The 20181-nt window shown below is 68.0% G+C and carries 21 protein-coding genes and 1 pseudogene; 4 read left to right on the top strand and 18 right to left on the bottom strand.

Annotated elements, in window-relative coordinates; all coding sequences use genetic code 11:
- Positions 1-98: 98 nt before the first annotated feature.
- From QOL69_RS13110 to QOL69_RS13100, 3 genes are read left to right on the top strand one after another with little or no spacing between them, the layout of a single operon-like run.
- Positions 99-2018 carry an ATP-binding protein gene (locus QOL69_RS13110; RefSeq protein ID WP_283403519.1) on the top strand — a complete coding sequence of 640 codons (1920 nt, stop codon included), beginning with the start codon at positions 99-101 and terminating at the stop codon, positions 2016-2018.
- A gap of 59 nt (positions 2019-2077) precedes the next feature.
- A complete protein-coding gene (srp19, locus tag QOL69_RS13105; RefSeq protein ID WP_283403518.1) occupies positions 2078-2356 on the top strand; it encodes a signal recognition particle subunit SRP19 in 279 nt (92 codons plus the stop codon).
- Between the two features lie 2 nt (positions 2357-2358).
- Positions 2359-2589, top strand: coding sequence for an H/ACA ribonucleoprotein complex subunit GAR1 (locus QOL69_RS13100; protein WP_283403517.1), 231 nt, complete (start codon positions 2359-2361; stop codon positions 2587-2589).
- Here the strand turns inward: QOL69_RS13100 and QOL69_RS13095 are convergent, their stop codons facing one another.
- The 17 genes from QOL69_RS13095 to QOL69_RS13015 form a co-directional block, all read right to left on the bottom strand.
- Positions 2590-2979, bottom strand: a complete 390-nt coding sequence (locus tag QOL69_RS13095; protein ID WP_283403516.1) for a hypothetical protein — start codon at positions 2977-2979, stop codon at positions 2590-2592.
- 136 nt (positions 2980-3115) lie between these two features.
- Positions 3116-4621 carry an NADH-quinone oxidoreductase subunit N gene (locus QOL69_RS13090; protein WP_048077438.1) on the bottom strand — a complete coding sequence of 502 codons (1506 nt, stop codon included), beginning with the start codon at positions 4619-4621 and terminating at the stop codon, positions 3116-3118.
- Positions 4614-6143, bottom strand: coding sequence for a complex I subunit 4 family protein (locus QOL69_RS13085; RefSeq protein ID WP_283403515.1), 1530 nt, complete (start codon positions 6141-6143; stop codon positions 4614-4616). The genes QOL69_RS13090 and QOL69_RS13085 overlap by 8 nt, the downstream gene beginning before the upstream one ends.
- Entirely contained in the window at positions 6143-8191 is a 2049-nt protein-coding gene (gene nuoL / locus QOL69_RS13080; RefSeq protein ID WP_283403514.1) for an NADH-quinone oxidoreductase subunit L, read from the bottom strand. Before nuoL ends, QOL69_RS13085 begins: the two co-directional genes overlap by 1 nt.
- Before the next feature lies 1 nt (position 8192).
- Positions 8193-8513, bottom strand: coding sequence for an NADH-quinone oxidoreductase subunit NuoK (nuoK, locus tag QOL69_RS13075; protein ID WP_048077441.1), 321 nt, complete (start codon positions 8511-8513; stop codon positions 8193-8195).
- Positions 8510-8869 (bottom strand): hypothetical protein, encoded by a 360-nt coding sequence (locus QOL69_RS13070; protein ID WP_048077442.1) that lies wholly within the window; start codon positions 8867-8869, stop codon positions 8510-8512. Before QOL69_RS13070 ends, nuoK begins: the two co-directional genes overlap by 4 nt.
- The gene (locus QOL69_RS13065) at positions 8866-9132 is read right to left on the bottom strand and encodes an NADH-quinone oxidoreductase subunit J (RefSeq protein ID WP_006629673.1); all 267 of its coding nucleotides are present in this window, start codon (positions 9130-9132) and stop codon (positions 8866-8868) included. The genes QOL69_RS13070 and QOL69_RS13065 overlap by 4 nt, the downstream gene beginning before the upstream one ends.
- A gap of 43 nt (positions 9133-9175) precedes the next feature.
- Positions 9176-9637 carry a NuoI/complex I 23 kDa subunit family protein gene (locus QOL69_RS13060; protein ID WP_006629674.1) on the bottom strand — a complete coding sequence of 154 codons (462 nt, stop codon included), beginning with the start codon at positions 9635-9637 and terminating at the stop codon, positions 9176-9178.
- A gap of 1 nt (position 9638) precedes the next feature.
- Complete coding sequence (locus QOL69_RS13055; protein ID WP_048077443.1) at positions 9639-10712, bottom strand: complex I subunit 1/NuoH family protein; 1074 nt, start codon at positions 10710-10712, stop codon at positions 9639-9641.
- Complete coding sequence (locus QOL69_RS13050) at positions 10712-12376, bottom strand: NADH-quinone oxidoreductase subunit D (protein WP_283403513.1); 1665 nt, start codon at positions 12374-12376, stop codon at positions 10712-10714. The genes QOL69_RS13055 and QOL69_RS13050 overlap by 1 nt, the downstream gene beginning before the upstream one ends.
- A complete protein-coding gene (locus QOL69_RS13045; protein ID WP_048077445.1) occupies positions 12373-13071 on the bottom strand; it encodes an NADH-quinone oxidoreductase subunit B in 699 nt (232 codons plus the stop codon). The genes QOL69_RS13050 and QOL69_RS13045 overlap by 4 nt, the downstream gene beginning before the upstream one ends.
- Complete coding sequence (locus QOL69_RS13040; RefSeq protein ID WP_048077446.1) at positions 13071-13487, bottom strand: NADH-quinone oxidoreductase subunit A; 417 nt, start codon at positions 13485-13487, stop codon at positions 13071-13073. Before QOL69_RS13040 ends, QOL69_RS13045 begins: the two co-directional genes overlap by 1 nt.
- Before the next feature lie 154 nt (positions 13488-13641).
- A complete protein-coding gene (gene purE, locus QOL69_RS13035; protein ID WP_048077447.1) occupies positions 13642-14250 on the bottom strand; it encodes a 5-(carboxyamino)imidazole ribonucleotide mutase in 609 nt (202 codons plus the stop codon).
- A gap of 77 nt (positions 14251-14327) precedes the next feature.
- Positions 14328-15506 (bottom strand): 5-(carboxyamino)imidazole ribonucleotide synthase, encoded by a 1179-nt coding sequence (locus QOL69_RS13030; RefSeq protein WP_283403512.1) that lies wholly within the window; start codon positions 15504-15506, stop codon positions 14328-14330.
- 129 nt (positions 15507-15635) lie between these two features.
- Entirely contained in the window at positions 15636-16370 is a 735-nt protein-coding gene (locus QOL69_RS13025) for a profilin-fold protein (protein ID WP_283403511.1), read from the bottom strand.
- A 92-nt stretch (positions 16371-16462) separates the two neighbouring features.
- Positions 16463-17632, bottom strand: coding sequence for an FtsZ/tubulin family protein (locus QOL69_RS13020; protein WP_283403510.1), 1170 nt, complete (start codon positions 17630-17632; stop codon positions 16463-16465).
- Positions 17633-18194: 562 nt separating this feature from the next.
- Entirely contained in the window at positions 18195-19298 is a 1104-nt protein-coding gene (locus tag QOL69_RS13015) for an AI-2E family transporter (protein ID WP_048077449.1), read from the bottom strand.
- A gap of 118 nt (positions 19299-19416) precedes the next feature.
- On the opposite strand from QOL69_RS13015, the gene QOL69_RS13010 reads away from it, so the two are divergent.
- Positions 19417-19914: a LabA-like NYN domain-containing protein gene (locus QOL69_RS13010; protein WP_283403509.1), complete on the top strand. Its 498-nt coding sequence runs from the start codon at positions 19417-19419 to the stop codon at positions 19912-19914.
- Between the two features lie 62 nt (positions 19915-19976).
- Here QOL69_RS13010 and QOL69_RS13005 read toward each other — a convergent pair.
- Positions 19977-20181, bottom strand: a pseudogene (locus tag QOL69_RS13005) (succinyl-diaminopimelate desuccinylase); the annotation flags it as partial.

Here is a 20181-nt window from a genome sequence, read left to right as displayed (position 1 = left end):
CCGCGGCGGGATTTTGACGGCGCAAACCGGTCGAGACGTTGAGACCGCACGACCGGTAAGAAGACTTATACTCTCGGGGAGAGCTACCACATATCATCGTGACTTCCGCGGTGGGCGAGCGCACGCTGGTCCTCGTGCTCGGCGACGACCCCGAACACACCGGTGACATCGAGGCGCGGTTCGAGTCCGAGTGGAACGGCTCCGACGGCGACCGGAGTGTCGCCGTCGAGACGCGCGCCGTCAGCCCCGACGCCCTCGACGTGGAGCGGACCGCCGACGTGGTCGTTGTCGCCGACGAGGCGGCGCTGGACCGCGTCCGGTCGGCCGACCGCGACGAGGCCGTGGTGGCGTACGTCGACGATCCGACCGGCGAGATCGCGACCGATCCGGTCGTGGACGCGGTCGTCGGGGCGTCCGAGGCGCTCGCGGAGACCGTCTCGTGGCTGCTCGCGCGCGACCGCCGGGCCATCGTTCGATCGGAACCGACGCGGACGCCGTCGCGGGTCGAACGGCTCAACGCCGGCATGGCGGAGCTCGCCGCGGTCAGGTCCGTCGACGAGGCGTATCGGGCCGCTATCGCGGTCGCGGAACAGGTGTTCCCGACGTATCAGAGCGTGGTCGCCGTCCGCGACGGGGAGTGGGTCGAACCGGTGGTGGCGTCCAGCGGGACGCCGGTCGAAGACTGTAACCGGGTCCGCGTCGGCACCGGGGTGGCGGGGCGGGCGGTTCGGACCGGCGACACGTCGATCGCGCCGAATCCGAACCCGGACAGCCGGTTCGACGCGCCGCTCACCGTTCCGGTCGGCGACGACGTGGTCTTCCAGCTCGCGGCCGACGCCGCCGGCGGGACCGACGAGTTCGACGACGCGGACCGCAGGCTAGCGGAGCTGCTCGGCTCCCACTTGGAGGAGACGCTCGACCGGATCGCCGTCACCGAGACGCTCCGCGCCGAACGCGACAGGCTCCTCGCGCTGTTCACGAACGTCCCGGACCCCGCGATCGCCTACGATTACGCCGACGGCGAGCCGGTCGTCCGGCAGGTGAACGACGCGTTCGAGACGACGTTCGGGTACGAGGCGGATGCCGTTCTCGGCGAGTCCATCGACGAGTTCATCGTCCCGCCCGACGCCGAATCGGAGGCCGACGACCTCAACGACCGCCTCCAGCGCGGCCAGAACGTCCGCCGCGAGGTGACGCGGGTGACCGCGGACGGGCCGCGCCACTTCATCCTCCACGTCATCCCGATCCATCTCGATGCGGCGAACGCGGCCGGCTACGCCATCTACACCGACGTCACCGAACGGCGAGAGCGCGAGGAAATGCTGAGGCGACAGAACGAACGACTCGACGAGTTCGCGTCCATCGTGTCTCACGATCTCCGAAACCCGCTGTCGGTCGCCGAGGGGTACGTCGACCTCGCGCGGGAGACCGGCGATCTGGACCACCTCGACAGGGCCGCCGCCGCCATCACCCGGATGGACGAACTCGTCGCTGACCTCCTGTCGCTTGCCAGACAGGGCCGAGCGGTGGGGGAGACGGAGTCGGTCTCGCTGTCCGACGTCGCGCGCGAGGCGTGGGAGAGCGTCGACACCGACGGTGCGACCCTGACCGTCGAGTCGGACGTGACCCTCGAGGCGAGTCGGACGCGGCTGCGCGAGCTGTTCGAGAACGTCTTCCGAAACAGCGTGGAACACGGTTCCACGGGCAGTCGGGCGGAGCCCGACGACAGCGTCGAACACGGCCGCGACTCCGCGGACGACCCGCTCTCCGTCCGAATGGGGGCGACGCTCCGCGGCGACGACGGCACCGCGGTCGACGGGTTCTACGTCGAGGACGACGGAACCGGCCTCCCGGAGGACGACATCGATCGGGTGTTCGAGAGCGGGTTCACGACCGACGAGTCGGGCACCGGACTCGGGCTCGCCATCAGCAAGCGCATCGCCGAGGCGCACGGCTGGGCGGTCGAGGCCCGCGCCGCCGAGGGAGGCGGGGCCCGGTTCGAGTTCCGCACCGCCTGACCGACGTCCGGCCCGCGGCGGTCCGAAACGACCTTACGCCGCGCGCGAGGGTATCCGGTATGGTCGAGAACGTCGTCTACCCCGCCTACTTCGACGCCGAGCTGTCGCGCTCGGAGGGACGCCGCGTCCCGAGAGATCTGGCGGTCGAAGCGCCGACCGTCGACGAGATCGCGAAGGCCGTCCAGCAGGTCGGCTACGACGCCGTCGTCGAGCGCGACGCCACCTATCCCCGCGAGTTCGAGCCCCGCGGGTCCGTGGCGGTCAGAGGGACCGAGGACACCGCGAAAAACGACCTCGTTCAGGCGATCGCCGCGTACCTCGGCGTCCTGCGGGAGTAACCGTGCGGCGCGTCGGCACCGTCGTCCGCACCGCCGGCGGGTTGGCGATCGCCCGCGGTGACCCCGGAACCGAGCCGCCGCGGATCGGCGCGAGCGTCGTCGACGAGTCGCTCTCGACGGTCGGGCGCGTCGTCGACGTGTTCGGACCGGTTGACCGTCCCTACGTGGCGGTCACGCCGGGCGACGGCGTCGGACTCGCGGCCCTCGTCGGCGGCAAGCTGTACGCGCGGTAGCTACGGCTCAGGCTCCGTCGAGTCGCCCACTCTTTCTCTCGCCTCCGTCGACCCGTCCGCTCCAGCCTCCGCGGACTCCCCGTTACCCGTCTCACCGTCCGAGCCGGCGGGTCTCTCGGTCTCCGTCACGGTCACGTCCGCGAGCGTCGCGTCCGTCCGCGCGAGTCGTTCCGCCACGAGCAGTTTCTCCCGTCGCTCCAGCCGATTCCAGTCGAACTCGGCCGGCGGAGACGCCTCCAGCGCCTCAAACCGGTCGATCACGGCCTGATTGACGAACCGCTCGAACGAGTCACAGTTCGGGCAGGTGCGCGACAGGTGCGACGTGTCGAACGACCGCGTGACGGCGTGATCGAGACAGTTCAGACACCGGTAGGTCGTGGTCCGGGACACGCTCGGATCAAGGTGTCGGACGGACGAGTATCTGTGGTCGCCGGCACGAAACCCGTCAGTCCGAACCGGTGGACGCGATGCCGGTTTAGCGAGTACGGAACCGACGGAAAACGGAAGTCACCCGGAAGGGGCGCGATCAGAACAGCGCGGACGCCGCCGCCTCGGCCGTCTCGATGACGGGACCGAAACCGGGCAAGAGTAGCACCGTCGCGACCGCCGCGAAGACGACCGCGGCGTACAGCGCCGTCGGCCGCACGTCGACCGCGTCGAGCGCGCTCGGCGACTCGGGGTCGTCCAAGAACAGCGCCTTCACGACCCGGCTGTAGTAGTACAGCGACACGACGCTGTTGACCGCGCCGAGCGCCGCCAGCCACAGGAAGCCGTTATCGATGGCTGCCTGGAACAGGAAGTACTTCGAGAAGAAGCCGGCGAACGGCGGCAGGCCGGCCAGCGAGAACATGAACACGGCCATCGCGACGGAGGCGACCGGCGCGCGCCGCCACAGGCCCGCGTAGTCCGCGAACGTGCGGCCGACGCCCCACCGCTCCGCCATCGCGACGAACAGGAACGCGCCGGTGTTCATGAACCCGTAGACGAGCAGGTGAGCCATCGCCGCACCCATGACGGTGCCGTTCGCCGGCCCGTCAAGTGTGAGCGCGGCGACGCCGATGAGCGCGTAGCCGGCGTGACCGATCGAGGAGTACGCCAGCATCCGCTTGACCTCCTCTTGGACCGCGGCCGCGAAGTTCCCGAGCGTCATCGTGACGGCGGCTAAGATTGCGAACGCGAGCATCCAGTTGACGTTCGCCGAGACCGCCATCCCTAGCGGGAACGCCTCGGTGAACACGCGGAACGCGACGACGAACCCGGCGGCCTTCGACGCCGACGAGAGGAACGCACTGACGGGGGCGGGCGCGCCTTCGTACGCCTCCGGGGCCCAGAAGTGGAACGGGACGGAGGCGGTCTTGAACGCGACGCCGCCGATCATCATCACGACGCCGACGCCGAGGACGCCGGCGAGCCCCTCGATGGACGCCGACGCGATGTCCGCCAAGATGAGCGACCCGGTGGCCGCGTAGACGAGCGAGATGCCGAACAGGAAGATCGCCGACGACAGCGCGCCGACGAGGAAGTACTTCAGCCCCGCCTCGACGCTCCCGCGGTCCTGCTTGAGGTACGCCACCAAGACGTACGACGGCAGCGACACCATCTCCAAGGCGACGAACACGACCGCGAGCGAGTTCGCGACCGCGAGCAGCGCCATCCCCGTCGCCGCGAACAGCGTCAGCGAGTAGAACGCCGCCGGGTTATCGTGGTCGTGGAAGTAATCGTGCGCCGCGACGACCACCAGCGCGGTCACCGACGCGAAGATGGCGGTGAAGAACAACGCCATCGTGTCGACCTTGATCGCGTCCGCGAACAGCGTGATCGCGCCGCCGGTGTCGACGCTTCCGGTGCCGGAGGCGACGAACCAGACGGTCACGGACAGCGAAGCGAGCGCGCCGAGCGCGCTCACGACCGCCATCGAGGTGTTCGACCGCGCGTCGGGGCTAATCGTGTCGACCAGAAGCAACACGAGACCGGTGGCCGCCAGCACCAGCGCCGGCAGCAGCGCCGTCACCTGCGGAAGCGTCTCAACCATTGATCGTCACCCCCTCGACCACGGGAACGGCAGCGTCACGTATCATCTCGAAGAAGATGTCGGGCGCGACGCCGAGCACGATGATCGCCACCAGAAGCACCGCGAGCGGGGCGACGTCGTGGAACGCCGCGGGACCGACCTCGTAGTCGGTTTCGAGCTCGAAGGGCCCGAACAGCGTACTCTGCATCGCCGACAGCAGGTAGCCGGCGACGATGACGATACCGAACATCGCGAGCGCCGTGAACACCGGCGCGTACGGGAGCGCCGGCGCGGACAGCGAGCCGACGAAGATGAAGAACTCGCCGGCGAAGCCGGCCATCAGCGGCAGCCCCATGTAGCCGAACGCGCCGGCGACAAGGATACCGACGGTGACCGGCATCCGGTCGGCCATGCCGGCCATGTCGCCGACCATCCGAGTGTGCGTCGTGTTGTAGATGACGCCGACCGCCATGAACATCAGCCCAGAGATGAGCCCGTGCGCGACCATCTGGAACGTCGCGCCGCCGACGCCGTACTCGGTGAACGCAATGAGCCCGAGGATGACGTACCCCATCGACGAGACCGACGAGTACGCGACGATCCGCTTGAGATCCTTCTGTGCCAGCGCCAGCATCGCGCCGTAGATGACGCTGACGACCGCGATAGCCGCGATGGGCACCGCGAGCATCGACGCCTGTTCCGGCAGCATCGTGAAGTTGAACCGGAGCAGCGCGTACGTCCCCATCTTCAGGAGGACGCCCGCCAGCAACACCGACGCCGGGGTCGGTGCCTGAACGTGGGCGTCCGGGAGCCACGTGTGGAACGGAACGATCGGGACCTTCACCGCGAACCCGAGGAACATCGCGACGAACGCGAACAGCGCGACCGTGTCCGGTGCGACGCCCAGCCACTCGCCCAAGTTACCCGCGGCGACCGCCTGTGCGATCTCCGGCAGGGCGAACGACGACACCGAGTCGCCGAGCGCGAACACGAGGCTCATGAAGCCGATGAACATCAGTAGCGACGCCGCGTTCGTGTACACGAAGAACTTGATCGCGGCGTACTTGCGGCGCGGACCGCCCCAGATCCCGATGAGGAAGTACATCGGGACCAGCACCGCCTCCCAGAAGACGAACCACAGGAAGAAGTCGAGCGCGGCGAACACGCCGAGCAGGTTCGCCTCCATGAACAGCATCAGCCCGTAGAACTGGCTCTGTCGAGTGTCGACGGGCGTCCACGCGCTGAGGATCGCCAGCGGCACGAGGAACGTGGTGAGGACGAAAAGCGGGAGGCTGATCCCGTCGAGTCCGACGAACCACGAGACGCTCCGGCCGCCGACTTCGAGCCACTCGATTTGGGTTGCGTACGCGATCTCGCCGCCGAGCAGCGCGTTGCCGCCGGCCTCGAAGCCGGACCACAGGTAGAGGCTCCCGACGAACGGGATCAGGCTGATCGCGAACGCCAGCCGACCGGCCCACTCGTCCGGCGCGAGGAACACCGTCAGCGCGCCGGCGAAGGCGACCGCCATGAGCGCTTCGAGCATCACAGGAACCACCCCCCGGTCGCGCCGAGCACGAGCAGCAGCGCGACGAGTCCGAAGGTGAGCAGCGCGGCGTACTGCGAGACGATGCCGGACTGTAGCTTCCGGATCCGACCGCCGCCGATCAGGCTCACCGAGGAGACGCCGTTAACGACGCCGTCGATGATTCCCTGATCGAAGACGTTCGCGCCGCCCGCGACATCTTCCGTTCGATACGCGAGCCAGACCTGTAGTTCGTCGAGGTAGTAGTTGTTGTACAGCACGTCTTTGATGCCGCCGAGCTTGGCGGTGTGTTCCGTCGGCGACGCCACGTTGTAGAGCCGCCAGGCGAGTGCGAGTCCGAGCAGCGCGAGTCCGAGGGAGACGGCCGCGCCGGCGAGGACGGTCCCGACCTCACCGCCGACGAGGTACTGACTGCTGTAGGGACCGAGGTCGCCGTAGTGGTGCGAGGAGAGCCCCTCGATGCCGCCCCAGTGGTTGTCGAGCCACAGGTGGAGCAGGTCGATCCCCTCGATTCCGAGCACCTTCTGGACCGGTACCATGTTGATGAAGCCGGTGACCACCGCGAGCGACCCGAGAACCGTCAGCGGCCCCTTTACGTTCCAGCGAACGGGTTCGGGGTCACGGGCGGTGTCGCTCCGGGGTTCACCGTGGAACGTCAGGAACACCATCCGGAAGGTGTAGAAGGCGGTCACGGGCACCGCGAGCAGCCCCATCAGGTACGCGCCGAACAGCAGGGGTTCACCGGGAGCGTGGACGAGCGCCTCGTAGAGAATCTCGTCTTTCGACCAGAAGCCGGCGAACGGGAAGATACCCGCGAGCGCGAGCGAGCCGGCGAGGAACGTGTAGTACGTCACCGGCATCTTCGAGCGCAGCCCGCCCATGTCCCACATGTCCTCGTTGTGGTGCATCGCGATGATGACCGACCCGGCACCGAGGAACAGTAGGGCCTTGAAGAAGGCGTGGGTCGTCAGGTGGAAGACCGCGGCCACGTACCCGCCCGAGCCGAGCGCGAGCATCATGTACCCGTACTGCGAGATGGTGGAGTACGCGAGCACCTGCTTCAGTTCGTCCTTCACCAGCCCCATCGTCGCCGCGAACAGGGCGGTGAAACCGCCGATGAACGCGATAACCGCGAGCGTCGTCGGCGTGAGCGCGTAGAAGCCGTACATCCGCGCGACGAGGTAGACGCCGGCCGCCACCATCGTCGCGGCGTGGATCAGCGCGGAGACAGGCGTCGGGCCCTCCATCGCGTCGGGGAGCCACGTGTGGAGCGGGAACTGCGCCGACTTCCCGACCACGCCGCCCAAGACGAGCAGGCCGACGACCGTCAGCCACGTCTGGAGTTCGAGGCCGCCGGGCGTCCACGCGACCGAGCCGGAGCCGTTGAGCGCCGCGTCGGCGAGCGCCGGGAACGACCCCTCGCCCGCGAACGAGGCGGTACCGAAGGTCGCGAACACCGCGACGACGCCGACGAGGAAGAAGTAGTCACCGAACCGGGTGACGAGGAACGCCTTCTTCGCGGCCGACGGCGGTCCCGGCTCCCGGAAGTTGAAGCCGATGAGCAGGTACGAGCAGAGCCCGACCAGCTCGAAGAACATGAACGCCATCAGCAGGTTGTCGGCGACGACGAATCCGAGCATCGACGCCGTGAACAGGCCGAGTCCGGCGTAGTACCGGGGCAGCCCCGTCTCGCCCTCGTCGTTCATGTAGCCGAGCGAGAACACGTGGACTAAGAGCGCGACGAGCGTCACGATGACGAGCATCAGCGCCGACAGGGGGTCGATCAGGACGCCGAACGTGAGTTCGACGTTCGTCGGACCGATCCCCGCGCCGCCCTCGCCCGCCCAGTGGTACAGCGTCTCGTTGTAGGCGCGGCCGCCGGCGACGGTCGCCGCGACCCAGATCGAAAGCAGGAACGACCCCGCCGTGGCCGCGATGCCGCCGAAGGCTCCGCCCTTCGGGAGATACCTGCCCGCGCCGAGCGCGATCAGGAACGAGAAGAACGGGAGGAGTACAATCGCCGGAACGTATGCGAATGCGTCCACCATTTTACCACCTCATCTCCGCGGGAACGGTCACGTCTGTCGTGCCGAAGTTACGGTATAACACGAGTATGATGCCGATACCGATGGCAACCTCGGCGGCGGCGAGCGCGATGACGAACAGCGCGAACACCTGCCCCGTGAGGTCGCCGTAGTACAGCGCGAACGCGACGAAGTTGATGTTGGCCGCGTTCATCATGAGTTCGACGCTCATGAGGAAGTACAGGGCGCTCCGTCGCGTCAGCACGCCGAACAGTCCGATACAGAACACGGCCGACGCCAACAGCAGGTACCACGACGGCGGGATCGAGGCGGCGATGGCGGTCACCGCCGCTCACCTCCGTCGCGGCCGCCGTCGGTAAGCGCCTGCCCGACCGCGGAGACGATGGAGCCGTCCTCCTCGCGTTTCGCGAGGTAGACGGCCCCGTCGACCGCGACGTCGAGCGCGACCGCGGCGATTAGGAACGCCGCGAGGAACCCCTCGGCTCCGATCGTCGCAATATCGTACCCGCCGAGATTGAACAGGGAGTAGCCGATGTTGTGGACGACCGAGGCGTCGGCCGGGAAGCCGGCGAACTCGGCGTCGAACGCCGCCGCGTTGACCGTCGCGGCCAGCACGGCGAACAGCGCGCCGACAGCGATTGCGGGCGCAATCTTCGACCCGCGGCTCTCGTCGTTGCTCACGCGCGACTCACCTCCGTTTCGGAATCCGATCGCGTGAGCATCACGGCGAACGTGACCAAGATGAGGACCCCGCCAACGTAGACGAGGATCTGCATGGCGGCGATAAACTCCGCCCGCAGCATCACGTAATGCACCGCGACGCTCGTGAGGGCTCCGCCCAGAAGCAGCGCGGCGTGGAACACGTCGCGCGCTAGGACGACCCCAAGGGCGAACGCCAGCGTAACCGCGGCGAACAGCCCGAACGCGATGGTGACTTCAACCATTGTGTGTGTCTCCTATGAGAACCCCTTTGAAGATTTCGAGACGCTACTGGTAGTCGACCTCGCCGTCGCCCTCCCCGATCCACGCGCCGCGATCGGGATTGCGGGACTCCAGCGGGTCGATACCCTTGTACCACGGGACGTTCTTGAGCTGTTCTTTGTTGAACACGAAGTCGTCTTTCGTGTCCGCGGTGAACTCGAAGTTCTGCGTCAACAGGATGGCGTCGACGGGACAGACCTCCTCGCAGAGCCGGCAGTAGATGCACTGCCCGATGTGGAGGTTGTACTGCTCGCCGTTACGCTGGTCGTCCTGAACGATCTGGATGGTGTCGTTCGGGCAGACGTTCTCGCACTGCCGACACCAGATACATCGCTCTTGGCTGAACTTGTGGACCCCGCGGAACCGCGGGCTCACTTCGGGCGCGTCCTCCGGGTATTCCACCGTGAACGTCTTCCCGTCCAGCGCGTGTTTCATCGTCGTCGCCATGGATTTCATGAGTCCGATCATATCAGGCGATCACCCCCACGATTACGGCCGTGAGAACCAGGTTCGCGAACGACAGCACAAGCATACCCTTCCAGCCGATCTCGATCAGCTGATCGATCCGGACGCGGGGTATCGCCGCGCGGGCCCACTGCGTGAACAGGAAGAAGCCCCAGATCTTCACCACGAACCAAATGAAGCCGATGCTCTCCGGGCCGGGCCCGGAAGCGCCGCCGAGGAACGTCACGGCGAGGATCGCACCGCCGAGGAAGATGTGGACGAACTCCCCGAGGTAGAAGAGGACGAAGTACGCCGAGGAGTACTCCGTCTGGTACCCGCCGACGATCTCCGTCGGCGCTTCGGGGATGTCGAACGGGTTCCGTCCGATCTCGGCGAGGTTCGCCGTGAGGAACAGCACGAACGCGAACGGATTCACGAACGCGTACCACGACGGAATGGTGATGCCGCCGATGGTCACGAGCGTCTCCGTCTGCGCGCCGACGATGCCGCTCATCTGGAGCGTGCCGGCGAAGATCACCGCCGACATCGCCGTGACGATGAGCGGGATCTCGTACGCGAGGTTCTGCGCGACGGCGCGGAGGCCGCCGAGCAGCGAGTACTTGTTGTTCGACGCGTAGCCGGCCATCACCAGCGAGACGGAGGCGATCGACGCGAACGCGAACACCAGCGCGAACCCGACCTCCGGGTCCGCGAGGTGGAGGTTTATCGGGCCGATCCGTCCCATCGGGATGACGGAGAAGCCGAGCAGCGCCGACGCCGGCAGCAGGATCGGCGCGATGTCCCACGAGGGCCGGTCGACGCCCTCGGGGATGATGAGCTCCTTCGCGAGCAGCTGGACCGCGGCGGCCGGGATGATGAGCAGGCCGTAGGGCCCGATCCGGTCGACCGCGATCCGGTCGGTGAACGCGGCCGTGATCTTCCGTTTCGCCCACGGGCCCGCGACGCCCGTGAACGCGAGGATGATGTTGCCGACGACGAACGCGGCGACGAGCGACGCCGCGACCTCGCCGATCACGCTGTCGAGCCCGAGCGTGTCGACGATGAACTCGGGGAACAGCTGTGCGGGGGCCGTGCCCATCAGCGGTCCACCTCCCCGAGAACGACGTCGAGGCTACCGAGCGCGGCGATGACGTCGGGGATGTACTCCCCGTTCGCCATCTCCGGCAGCGTCTGGAGGTTCGAGAAGCACGGCGACCGGATCTTGAACCGGGCCGGCTTGTCCGTCCCGTCCGAGCGGATGTAGATACCGAGTTCGCCCTTCGCGCCCTCGACAGCGCGGTATATCTCGGTGTCGTCGTCCGGGCGCAGCGTGCGCGGCACGTTCGCCTGGATATTCCGCTCGTCTTCGGGCCAGTCTTCGAGCAGGTCGACGCACTGCTCGATGATCTTCGCGGACTCCTCGACCTCGCGCATCCGGACGAGCAGGCGGCTGAAGTTGTCGCAGCCGTCCTCGGTGACGACGTCCCAGTCGAGCTCGTCGTAGTACCCGTACGGGTCGTCGCGACGCAGGTCGTAGTCGACGCCCGAGCCGCGGGCGACGGGACCGGTCGCGCCGTAGTTCTTCGCGACCTCCGGCGGGAGGACCCCGGTGTCGATCGTCCGCATCTGGAAGATCTCGTTCGAGGTGATGAGGTTGTGGTACTCCTCGACGGACTCCGGCAGCTGGTCGAGGAAGTCGCGGGTGTCCGAGAAGAACGCCTCGCGGTCCTCCGGCAGGTCCCAGACGACGCCGCCGAGCCGGAAGTAGTTGAACATCAGCCGCTGGCCCGTCAGATCCTCCAGAAGGTTCTGGACGCGCTCGCGGTCGTTGATGGCGTACATGAACGTCGCCGTGAAGTCGCCGTTGATGTCGAGCGCGAACGTCGCCAGCGCGAGCATGTGCGCCGCGATCCGGCACATCTCCGCGCCCATCGTTCGGATGACCTGCGCGTACTCCGGGACCTCGATGTCCGCGAGGTCCTCGGCCGCGCGGGCGTACGCCCACTCGTTGAGCAGCCCCGCCGAGATGTAGTCCCAGCGGTCGGGGTACGGCATGATCTGGTGGCGGTAGGTGCCCGACTGCGCCATCTGTTCTTCGCTGCGGTGGAGGTAGCCGATATCGGGCTCGACGTCGACGACCTGCTCGCCGTCGAGGACCGTCTTCAGGTGTAAGACGCCGTGGGTCGCCGGGTGGTGCGGCCCGATGTTGAGGAACATCGTGTCGGACTCCTCGTCTTTGTGATGGTCCTCAAGCGGGTTCGCGTGCTCCGGCAGCGTCGCGATCTGGGGGCGATCCTTGTCGTAGTCCATCGACAGGGGGTGGCCCTGCCACGTCTCGGGGAGCAGGATCCGACGGAGGTCGGGGTGTTCCTCGTACTCGACGCCGATCAAGTCGTACGCCTCCCGCTCGTGCCAGTCGGCGGTGCGGAAGACGGGTTCGGCCGTCTCAGAGACGGGGTTGTCTTTGTCCGCGGGGACGACGACGCTGACCTCCTGTGTGGGGTCGTCGTACTTCTTCAGGTGGTAGATCGACTCGTAGCGGTTCTCGTACTCCTGTGCGGAGACGACCGAGAGGTGGTCGTACCCCGCCTGCTGTTTCAGGGTTCGGAGCGTTTCCTGAACGGTGTCCGGGCGGATGACGAACCCGGGCGCGTTCAGATGGTCGTCGCGGGCGACGACAAGGTCGCCGAGCAGCGCCTCCAGCTCGTCTGGCGTGCGCTCGATCGCCGCGTCGTCGGTGGTGTCCGGTCGTTCGAGGCTCATGGCGAATCAGCGAAGTTGTACCGCATGACGAGTTCGTCGTCGTCGATCTGGTCGGTCAGCTTGTCGACGAGTTCGTCCCGTTCGAGGTCGGAGAACTGTTCTAGCTCGTACGGCTTGACGGTGACGGGCGCGGCCTCGCCGTTGGCGACGCGCTCCTGTAGCTTCACGACGCCGTAGACGAGCGCCTCGGGACGGGGCGGGCAGCCGGGGACGTGGATGTCGATCGGGATGACCTCCTCGGCCCCCTTGATCACGTTGTACCCCTCCTGAAACGGGCCGCCGGAGATGGTACACGAGCCCATGCCGACGACGAACTTCGGCTCGGGCATCTGGTCGTAGACACGCTTCATCCGCGGGGCGAACTTCGAGACGATCGTCCCGGGGACGATCATCACGTCGGCCTGTCGCGGCGAGGCGCGGGGGACGCCCGACCCGAAGCGGTCGAGGTCGTGTTTCACCGCGTAGGTGTGCATCATCTCGATGCTACAGCAGGCGATGCCGAACTGCAGCATGAACATCGAGGAGCCCCGACACCAGTTCAGGAACTTGTCGAACTTGGTGAGGATAAAGGGCGAGGAGCCGAACGCCTCCCGGAGCCGGGAGTTGAACCGATCTCCCTGTCCGGTCATCCGGGCGTCTCGGGTCTCGGTTACGACCTGCGATTCGTCGGTGATAAACGGTTGATCACTGCTCATTAGTTGGGTTCCTCCGTCGTCTTTCTGCTGGTCGCGCGGGGGCTGCGGGCCCAGCTGATCGCTCCCGACCGCCACGCCCAGACGAGTCCGACCGCGAGGACTCCGACAAACGCCAACATCGGCCACAGCAGGTCGGCCATCGGAACGCCGGCCTGAACGGCCGGGCGGTAGATGACCGCCCACGGGAACAGCAACACGGTCTCGATGTCGAACACGACGAACAACAGCGCGACCATGTAGTACTGGATGTTGAACCGGATCCGCGTCCCGCCAGTCGGGGTCTCGCCGGACTCGTAGGTGGTACTTTTACCGGTCTCAGGCACGCTCGGACGGAGCAACGCCGACACTGTCATCATCGCTATCGGGATGAGCAGGCCGACGACCGCCAAGGCGCCAATCGCTATCCAATCGCTCATATAGGTCTCCGTAACGTGCTGGGGTTTGGACCGCCCCCTCATAAGCGTTGAGTCTTGTGCGTCCGGGGGTTTGCGGGCCGGTATCGGCAGTTCACGGCCGAAACCGGAAGTACGGCGGCGGCCGCGGACGAACCCCGGGACCGAACACGTTCCGCTACCGGTCGCGGAACCCGTCGACGCCCAAGTCGTGGAGGGCGGCCGAGACGTCAGCGACGCCCGCCTTCTGCTCGTCGTGGAGCTCGACCAGCCGCTCGGCGACAACGTCATGTTCGCGTGCGAGCACCTGCGCGGCCGAGAGGGCGGCGTTGTACGACTTTCCGGCGTCAACGGCGACGATCGGCGCGCCCGTCGGCATCCCGATGACGGAGTCCACCGACTTCTCCTGGACGGGGACTCCGATCACGGGGACGGGGTACGCGATCGACGCGGTCATGTTCGGCAGGTCGGCCGACTTCCCGCCCGCACCGGCGATTATCACGTCGAGGCCGCGATCCGTCGCCGTCTCGCCGTACGCGTACATCAGCTCGGGCGTCCGGTGTGCCGAGACGACGTAGCTCTCGTAGGTGAACCGCGCGTCCGGAGCGTCGTCGAAGTCGGTCTGCTCGGCGAAGCCGAGGTCGTCGAGCGCGTCGTAGGCGTCGGCCATGACGGGGAGATCGGAATCCGACCCCATGATGATCCCCACGTCGGGGGTCGTCGCCGGGTCGGCGTCCAACTGTGCCTCCGATTCGATCCGGTCGATGAGGTCGTCGACGGTGGTCATGTGTGCGAGTTGGCGTGTGTCGTATTTGGTCGTGCTGGATGCGGCGAGGCTGCGTCGGTCGACCCTGTCGGGACGGCTCAGTCGCGGAGCGTCAGCCCGTCCCGTAGCTCCCGCGTCCGGTCGAGCAGCGCGTCGCGCTCGTCGACCGAGACGGCGTCCGGGTCCGACTCGGCGTCCGTCACCGTGAGGTGGCCCATCTTCCGGAGCGGGTAGACGTCGTCTTTCCCGTACCAGTGGAGGTCGGCGTCGGGCGCGGCGAGGACCGTCTCGACGTTTCGGAGCGTCGCGGGCTGGGTCTCGTCGATGTCGCCGAGAATATTGGCGGTCACCGCGGGCGCGACGAGGTCGGTCGGACCGAGCGGCCAGCCGAGGACCGCACGGACGTGGTTCTCGAACTGCGAGGTGCGCGCGCCCTCGATCGTCCAGTGGCCGGAGTTGTGGGGGCGCGGCGCGATCTCGTTGACCAGCACGTCGCCCTCGCGGCTCTCGAACAGCTCGATCCCGAAGACGCCGCGGCCGTCGAGCACGTCGAGCACGTCGCGGGCGACCGACTGCGCCTCGGCGACGACCTCGTCGTCGGTGCGGGCGGGAGTGACGCTCTCGCGGAGGATCTCCTCGCGGTGAACCGTCTCCGTGACCGGATAGGTCCGGGTCTCACTGTCGGGCCCTTTCAGTCCCATCACGGCTATCTCGCGCTCGAAGTCGAGGAACTCCTCGGCCATCGCGGCACCGCCGACCTCGTCGAGCGCGTCGGCCGCGTCCGCGGGGCTCTCGACGGGGACGTTCCCGCGGCCGTCGTAGCCGCCCTCGCGGGCCTTCAGCATGACGCCGCCGAACTCCTCGACGACGCGTTCGAGCCCCTCGGCGGTCGCGACCGCGACGAACTCGGGGACGGGGATTCCGGCGTCCGCGAGCGCCTCCTTTTGAACCAGCTTGTCCTGAATCGTCTCCAGAGTGCCGGGGTCAGGATGGACCGGCACGCCGTGTTCCTCGCTCGCGGCGGCGAGGACGTCCGGGTCCGCGAGTTCGATCTCGAACGTGAGGGCGTCGACGCGGCTCGCAAGCTCATCGATCGCGTCCGCGTCGTCGAAGTCGGCGACGATCTGGTCGGCCGCGACGGTCGCCGCCGGACAGTCGGGCGTCGGGTCCAACACCACGAGGTCGACGCCGAGCGGTGAGGCGGCCTCGGCCAGCATCCGGCCGAGCTGGCCGCCTCCGACGACCCCGAGCGTCGGTCCCGGCAGAGTGATCGACATGTGGGACTCAGTACTGGACAGAAATGAATAAGTATTGCCAAAATGAGCAGCGGATACGCATATATACGGATCACAGTCGGATGACACCGCCTCGGCGCAGTCAAGTGCCACGACCGCGAGGTGAGCGGGTCAGACGGATATCTTCCGGAGGTCGGCTTCGAGGTCGTCGACGAACTCGTTGTACGCCTCGACGAACCCGCGGAACCGGTCTGCGTACTCCCGAACGTCGGCCGCGGAGGGGGACTCGTACTGCGACAGGAGGTACAGCCCGCCCGACCCGCCGATACGGAGGTACGAGACCGCTCCCTCGTCGTACTTCAGCTCCCAGCGGTCACCCGCAACGCGAGTCGTGAACGTCCCGTAGTCGTCGCTCTCGTACCGGTACACCTCCCCGGCGATGACCGCGCAGGTGTCGCGGATCTCGTCGAGGACGCGGTCGCGCTCGGCCACGACGCCGTCGGTGGTCGCCGGCTCGGGGAACTCGGCGCTCACGCCGTCGAGGACACCCGAAAGCGACGCGACGTGGTCGTTCCACGCCGCCACGAAGGCGGCGTAGTCGTTGAGGGCGGTCGAAAGCGCCGCCGGCTCCGGCGGCTGCTTCGTCGAGATGACGTACGTGTCAGAGCCGGAGTTCGGCGAGAACAGGAGGAACTCCAACTCGCCCGCCTCGTGTTTTACCGTCCACTCGCCGCCGGGCGTCGAGAGGGTCTCGCGGCCGTAGTCGCCCCCCTGAAGCGTGGCGAGCTGGTAGGCGATCCGTCCCGCGTGGTCGCGCACGGCGGCGACGAGCTCGTCACGGCGCTCCGCCACCGCCGCGGCGTCGCGGACGTCGATATCGATCCCGAGGTCTGCCTGCGTCGTCACGGGCTCACTGGGCGCGCCACGGGGTTAATCGGTTCGGGTCGGCGGAGACGGCCGACGAAGCCGTCCGTCCCCGACGTTCGCGCGGGACTCCGTCACCGGATCGTCTCGCGGATCTCGTGGATCCGATCCGGCTCGTCGACGCCCGACCGGACCACGACCGCCGAGACGGCGTCCCCGTCGGGGATCGGCGCGTCACCGCTCAGTATCGCGTCCGAACCGGTCTCCTCGGCGAGCCAGCGCCGTCCGTCGGCGATCGCCTCCCGGTTGAGCCACGGGGGCGGGCCGCCCACCACGAGCAGCGCCCGGTCGGCCCGCCCCTCGGGGACATCGATCGTGTTCTTGCCGCGGGCCGCCTTGCGGATGACCGTCTCGATGGCGGACACCGCCTCGCTCGTGTCGACCTCGGCCGGCTCCGAGGAGCCGAACAGCCCGAGACCGAACCGGGACCCGCCCTCGGGCGACTCCACCCGCTGGGTCGCGTGGCCGATCGCCGTGATCTCGCCGTCACCTCCCACCGCCCGGGCGATGTCGCTCGCATCGAGCACCTGCTGGGGGGTCTCCATTCCCTCCGGTGTCTCGCCGGCTCCGAACAGCGCCGCGATCCGCTCGACGGCGACCGCGTTGAGCCGGTCGCGGGCCCCGCCGAGCGTCTCGGCGGGACGGAGCCACGCCGCGTTGTCGAACGGGAACACCGCCGCACAACGGTCCGAGAGCGCGTCGAGGGTCCGCGCGGCGTTGCGCTCGGCGAGCGGGCGGTGCGGCGTCGCCGGGTCCGTCCCGCTCCCGGCCGCGTCGCTCCCGGCCGCTGCGCTCGCCGGGTCGTCGTCGCCGTCCGGCTCCTCGGTCTCGCCCGGAGTCGGCAGGAGTCCGAACGCGTAGACGGGGGCGTCGTAGAGCCGCGAGAGCTCCTCGGCGAGCGCGGGCGCAGCGCCAGCGCCGGCCGCGCCGCCGAGTCCGGCGACGATCAGGAACGCCTCCGCGCGCGACGGCCGTTGGTCGTCCATCGCCCGGCCGAGTTCACTCGCGTGCGCGTCGCCGAGGCGGCGTCCCGCGTGGAGGTCGCCGCCGAGTCCGTCCCCGCCCGCCGCGTCGCCGAACCGGTACCGGCGCTCCTCGCCGAGCGCGTCGAGCGCCCCGAGCGCGTCCATGTCGGTGTCGAACGCGTTGACGCCCGCGAGGAACGGGTCGCCGTCGTGGTCGGCGGCGAGCCGGTCGGCGATCCGTCCCCCGGCCCCGCCGAGACCGATGACGTGTAGTCGCATACGTCGCCGGTCGGCGACCGGGGATATATGACTTCGGCTCGGTCCGCGAGCGGGGGTCGGGAGAGATGGCGAGAACTCACGACGGACCGCGGTGGCGCGCGCCTGCGAGCGGTCGCCACCGGCGACCGCGAAGCAGCGCCGCGCGAGGGAGTCGCTGGCGGCCGGAGCGGAGCGACGGCCGCCAGCGACGAGGCTGGGGAGGCGTGAGGTGCGGGGCTGTGCGGTGCGGGGCGGGACTCGAAGGGGCAGCCGCGAGGCGGGCGCAGGCGACGCGAGCACCGCAGCGAGTGAGCGAAGCGAACGAGCGAGGAGCGCGGCGAGCGTGCGCCCGCCTCGCGGCTGGGGCTTCGGCGGTCTCGGTCACGGAGTTGTTTCCGACAGAGACAGTCACGTACAGCCGAGCGGCTGGGGCTTCGGCGGTCTCGGTCACGGAGTTGTTTCCGACAGAGACAGTCACGTACAGCCGAGCGGCTGGGGCTTCGGCGGTCTCGGTCACAGCGTCGGCTTCGTAGTACCGAACGACTTTGGCTTCGGGAGTGTCCAGCGTGGATCCCGGATCCCCTCAGAACTCTTCGAGTCGCCGCTGCCCCTCGGGGATCTCTGGGCCGGGGTCCGGCTCGACGCCGAGCAGGCGCAACAGCGCGGTGTCCGCGAACGTCAGCGCCAACACGAGGATGATCGGCGCGAGGAACAGGCCGTGGAAGCCGAACACGACCGGCCCGAAGATGTACGCGAGCATGAGCAGGCCGACGTGGGTCGTCTCGCCGCTGAAGTACGGCCGGAGGACGATGTCGGGGATGGTGTCGACGACCACGATAGCGACCGCGAGGAAGCCGGCGACGTACGCGAGCAGCGCCACCTCGCCGTCGATCACGACCGGGATCGACATCGCCGCCGCCAGCGGGATGTAGACGATCTTCATCCCGATCACGGGGATGAGGCTGGCGACGCCCGTGATCGCACCGGCCAGCGTCGGGTACGGGATCTCGATCGCGGCGGGCGCGACCGCGTTGTATCCGAGGTAGGTGACGACCGCGATGATCGAGATGGCGATGACGTTGAGCAGGTTCCCGTACAGCACCGCTTCAAGCTCTTTGTCGGCGGTTTCGAGGTACTCGCGGACGATCGCGTTGTCGTCGAACCTGAGCAGCCAGTCGTGGAACCGGGAGCCGTCGATGAGCAGGTAGTACGTGACGATGACGGTGATGAGGAGGTTCAGGGCGAGCCCGGACAGCGTGCTCGCTAGCAGCGACGCCTGCTCGGAGACGAGGTCGATGAGCGGGTCGAACTGCCCGGACTGGTACGCCGCGATCAGCTCGTCCATCGTCGGATTCGACAGCTCGGCGAGGTCCCCGATCACCGAGTTCTCCGCGCCGATGGTGTCGGCCACCGGGTAGTCCTCGATAAACCGTCTGGCCTCCAGGATGAGCAACACCAGCGTGTAGCTCACCAGTCCGATGAGCGGGACGCCGATGACCGACAGCGACACCGCCGCACGCACCCGGGCCGGCAGCCGGAAGCGTTCGAGCCGGTGGTAAAAGCGCCGTGTCGAGTAGTAGAGGAAGACGGCGACGGTGAGCGGGGCGACGAACCGGTAGGCCACGTAGCCGGCGACGAGCGCGACCGCGAGGCCGAAGAGGGCGACGACGAACCGCTTTTCGTCCATGGGCCACGGTCGCCAGCGCCCGACATAAACCATGGTGGTCGGTTCGGGAGACGACGAGGCGGAGGGCGCGGTCGCAGCGATCCCAAAGCCCCTAACCGCGGGGAGTGAAGGGGGACCTATGAGCGAGATTCACCCGGACCAGCGCGTCGCCGTGCTGGCGGACTCACAGAACCTGTACCACTCCGCACAGAGCGTCTACTCGCGGAATATCGACTACTCCGGCCTGCTCGAATCGGCCGTCGCCGACCGGTCGCTCGTCCGCGCCATCGCGTACGTGATCCGCGCCGACTCCCCCGAGGAGGAGAGCTTCTTCGAGGCGCTGCGCGACATCGGCTTCGAGACGAAGATCAAAGAGATCAAGACGTTCGCCGACGGCTCGAAGAAGGCCGACTGGGACCTCGGGATGAGCCTCGACGCCGTCTCCTTAGCGAGCCACGTCGACACCGTCGTCCTCTGTACCGGGGACGGCGACTTCGCCCGGCTCTGTTCGCACCTCCGCCACGAGGGCGTCCGCGTCGAGGCGATGGGGTTCGGTAACTCCGCCGCCGACGAGCTGATCGAGGCCGCCGATGACTTCGTCGACCTCGCCGAGGACAAGGAGCAGTTCCTGCTGTAATCGGTCGTGCGTCCGCGGCGTGTCCTACTGTTTGCCGACAGCCCTACTGCTCGCCGACAGCCCTACTGCTCGCCGAGCAGCGCAGCCACCGCGTCCGCGACCGTCGCCGCGGCCGCCTCTACCTCCCGCACCCGGACGTACTCCCGCTCCGCGTGCGCGACCGCCCCGGACTCGTCCGCGAGGTCGCCGGGACCGAACACGACCGTCGGGGCGGGCGCGAAGTACGACGCCTCCGTCGCCGCGCCGAACGGTCGCACGTCGCCGCCG

This window comes from Halorubrum sp. DM2 (assembly GCF_901686465.1).
Classification (GTDB): domain Archaea; phylum Halobacteriota; class Halobacteria; order Halobacteriales; family Haloferacaceae; genus Halorubrum.
This window is presented reverse-complemented; position numbering and strand designations above follow the sequence as displayed.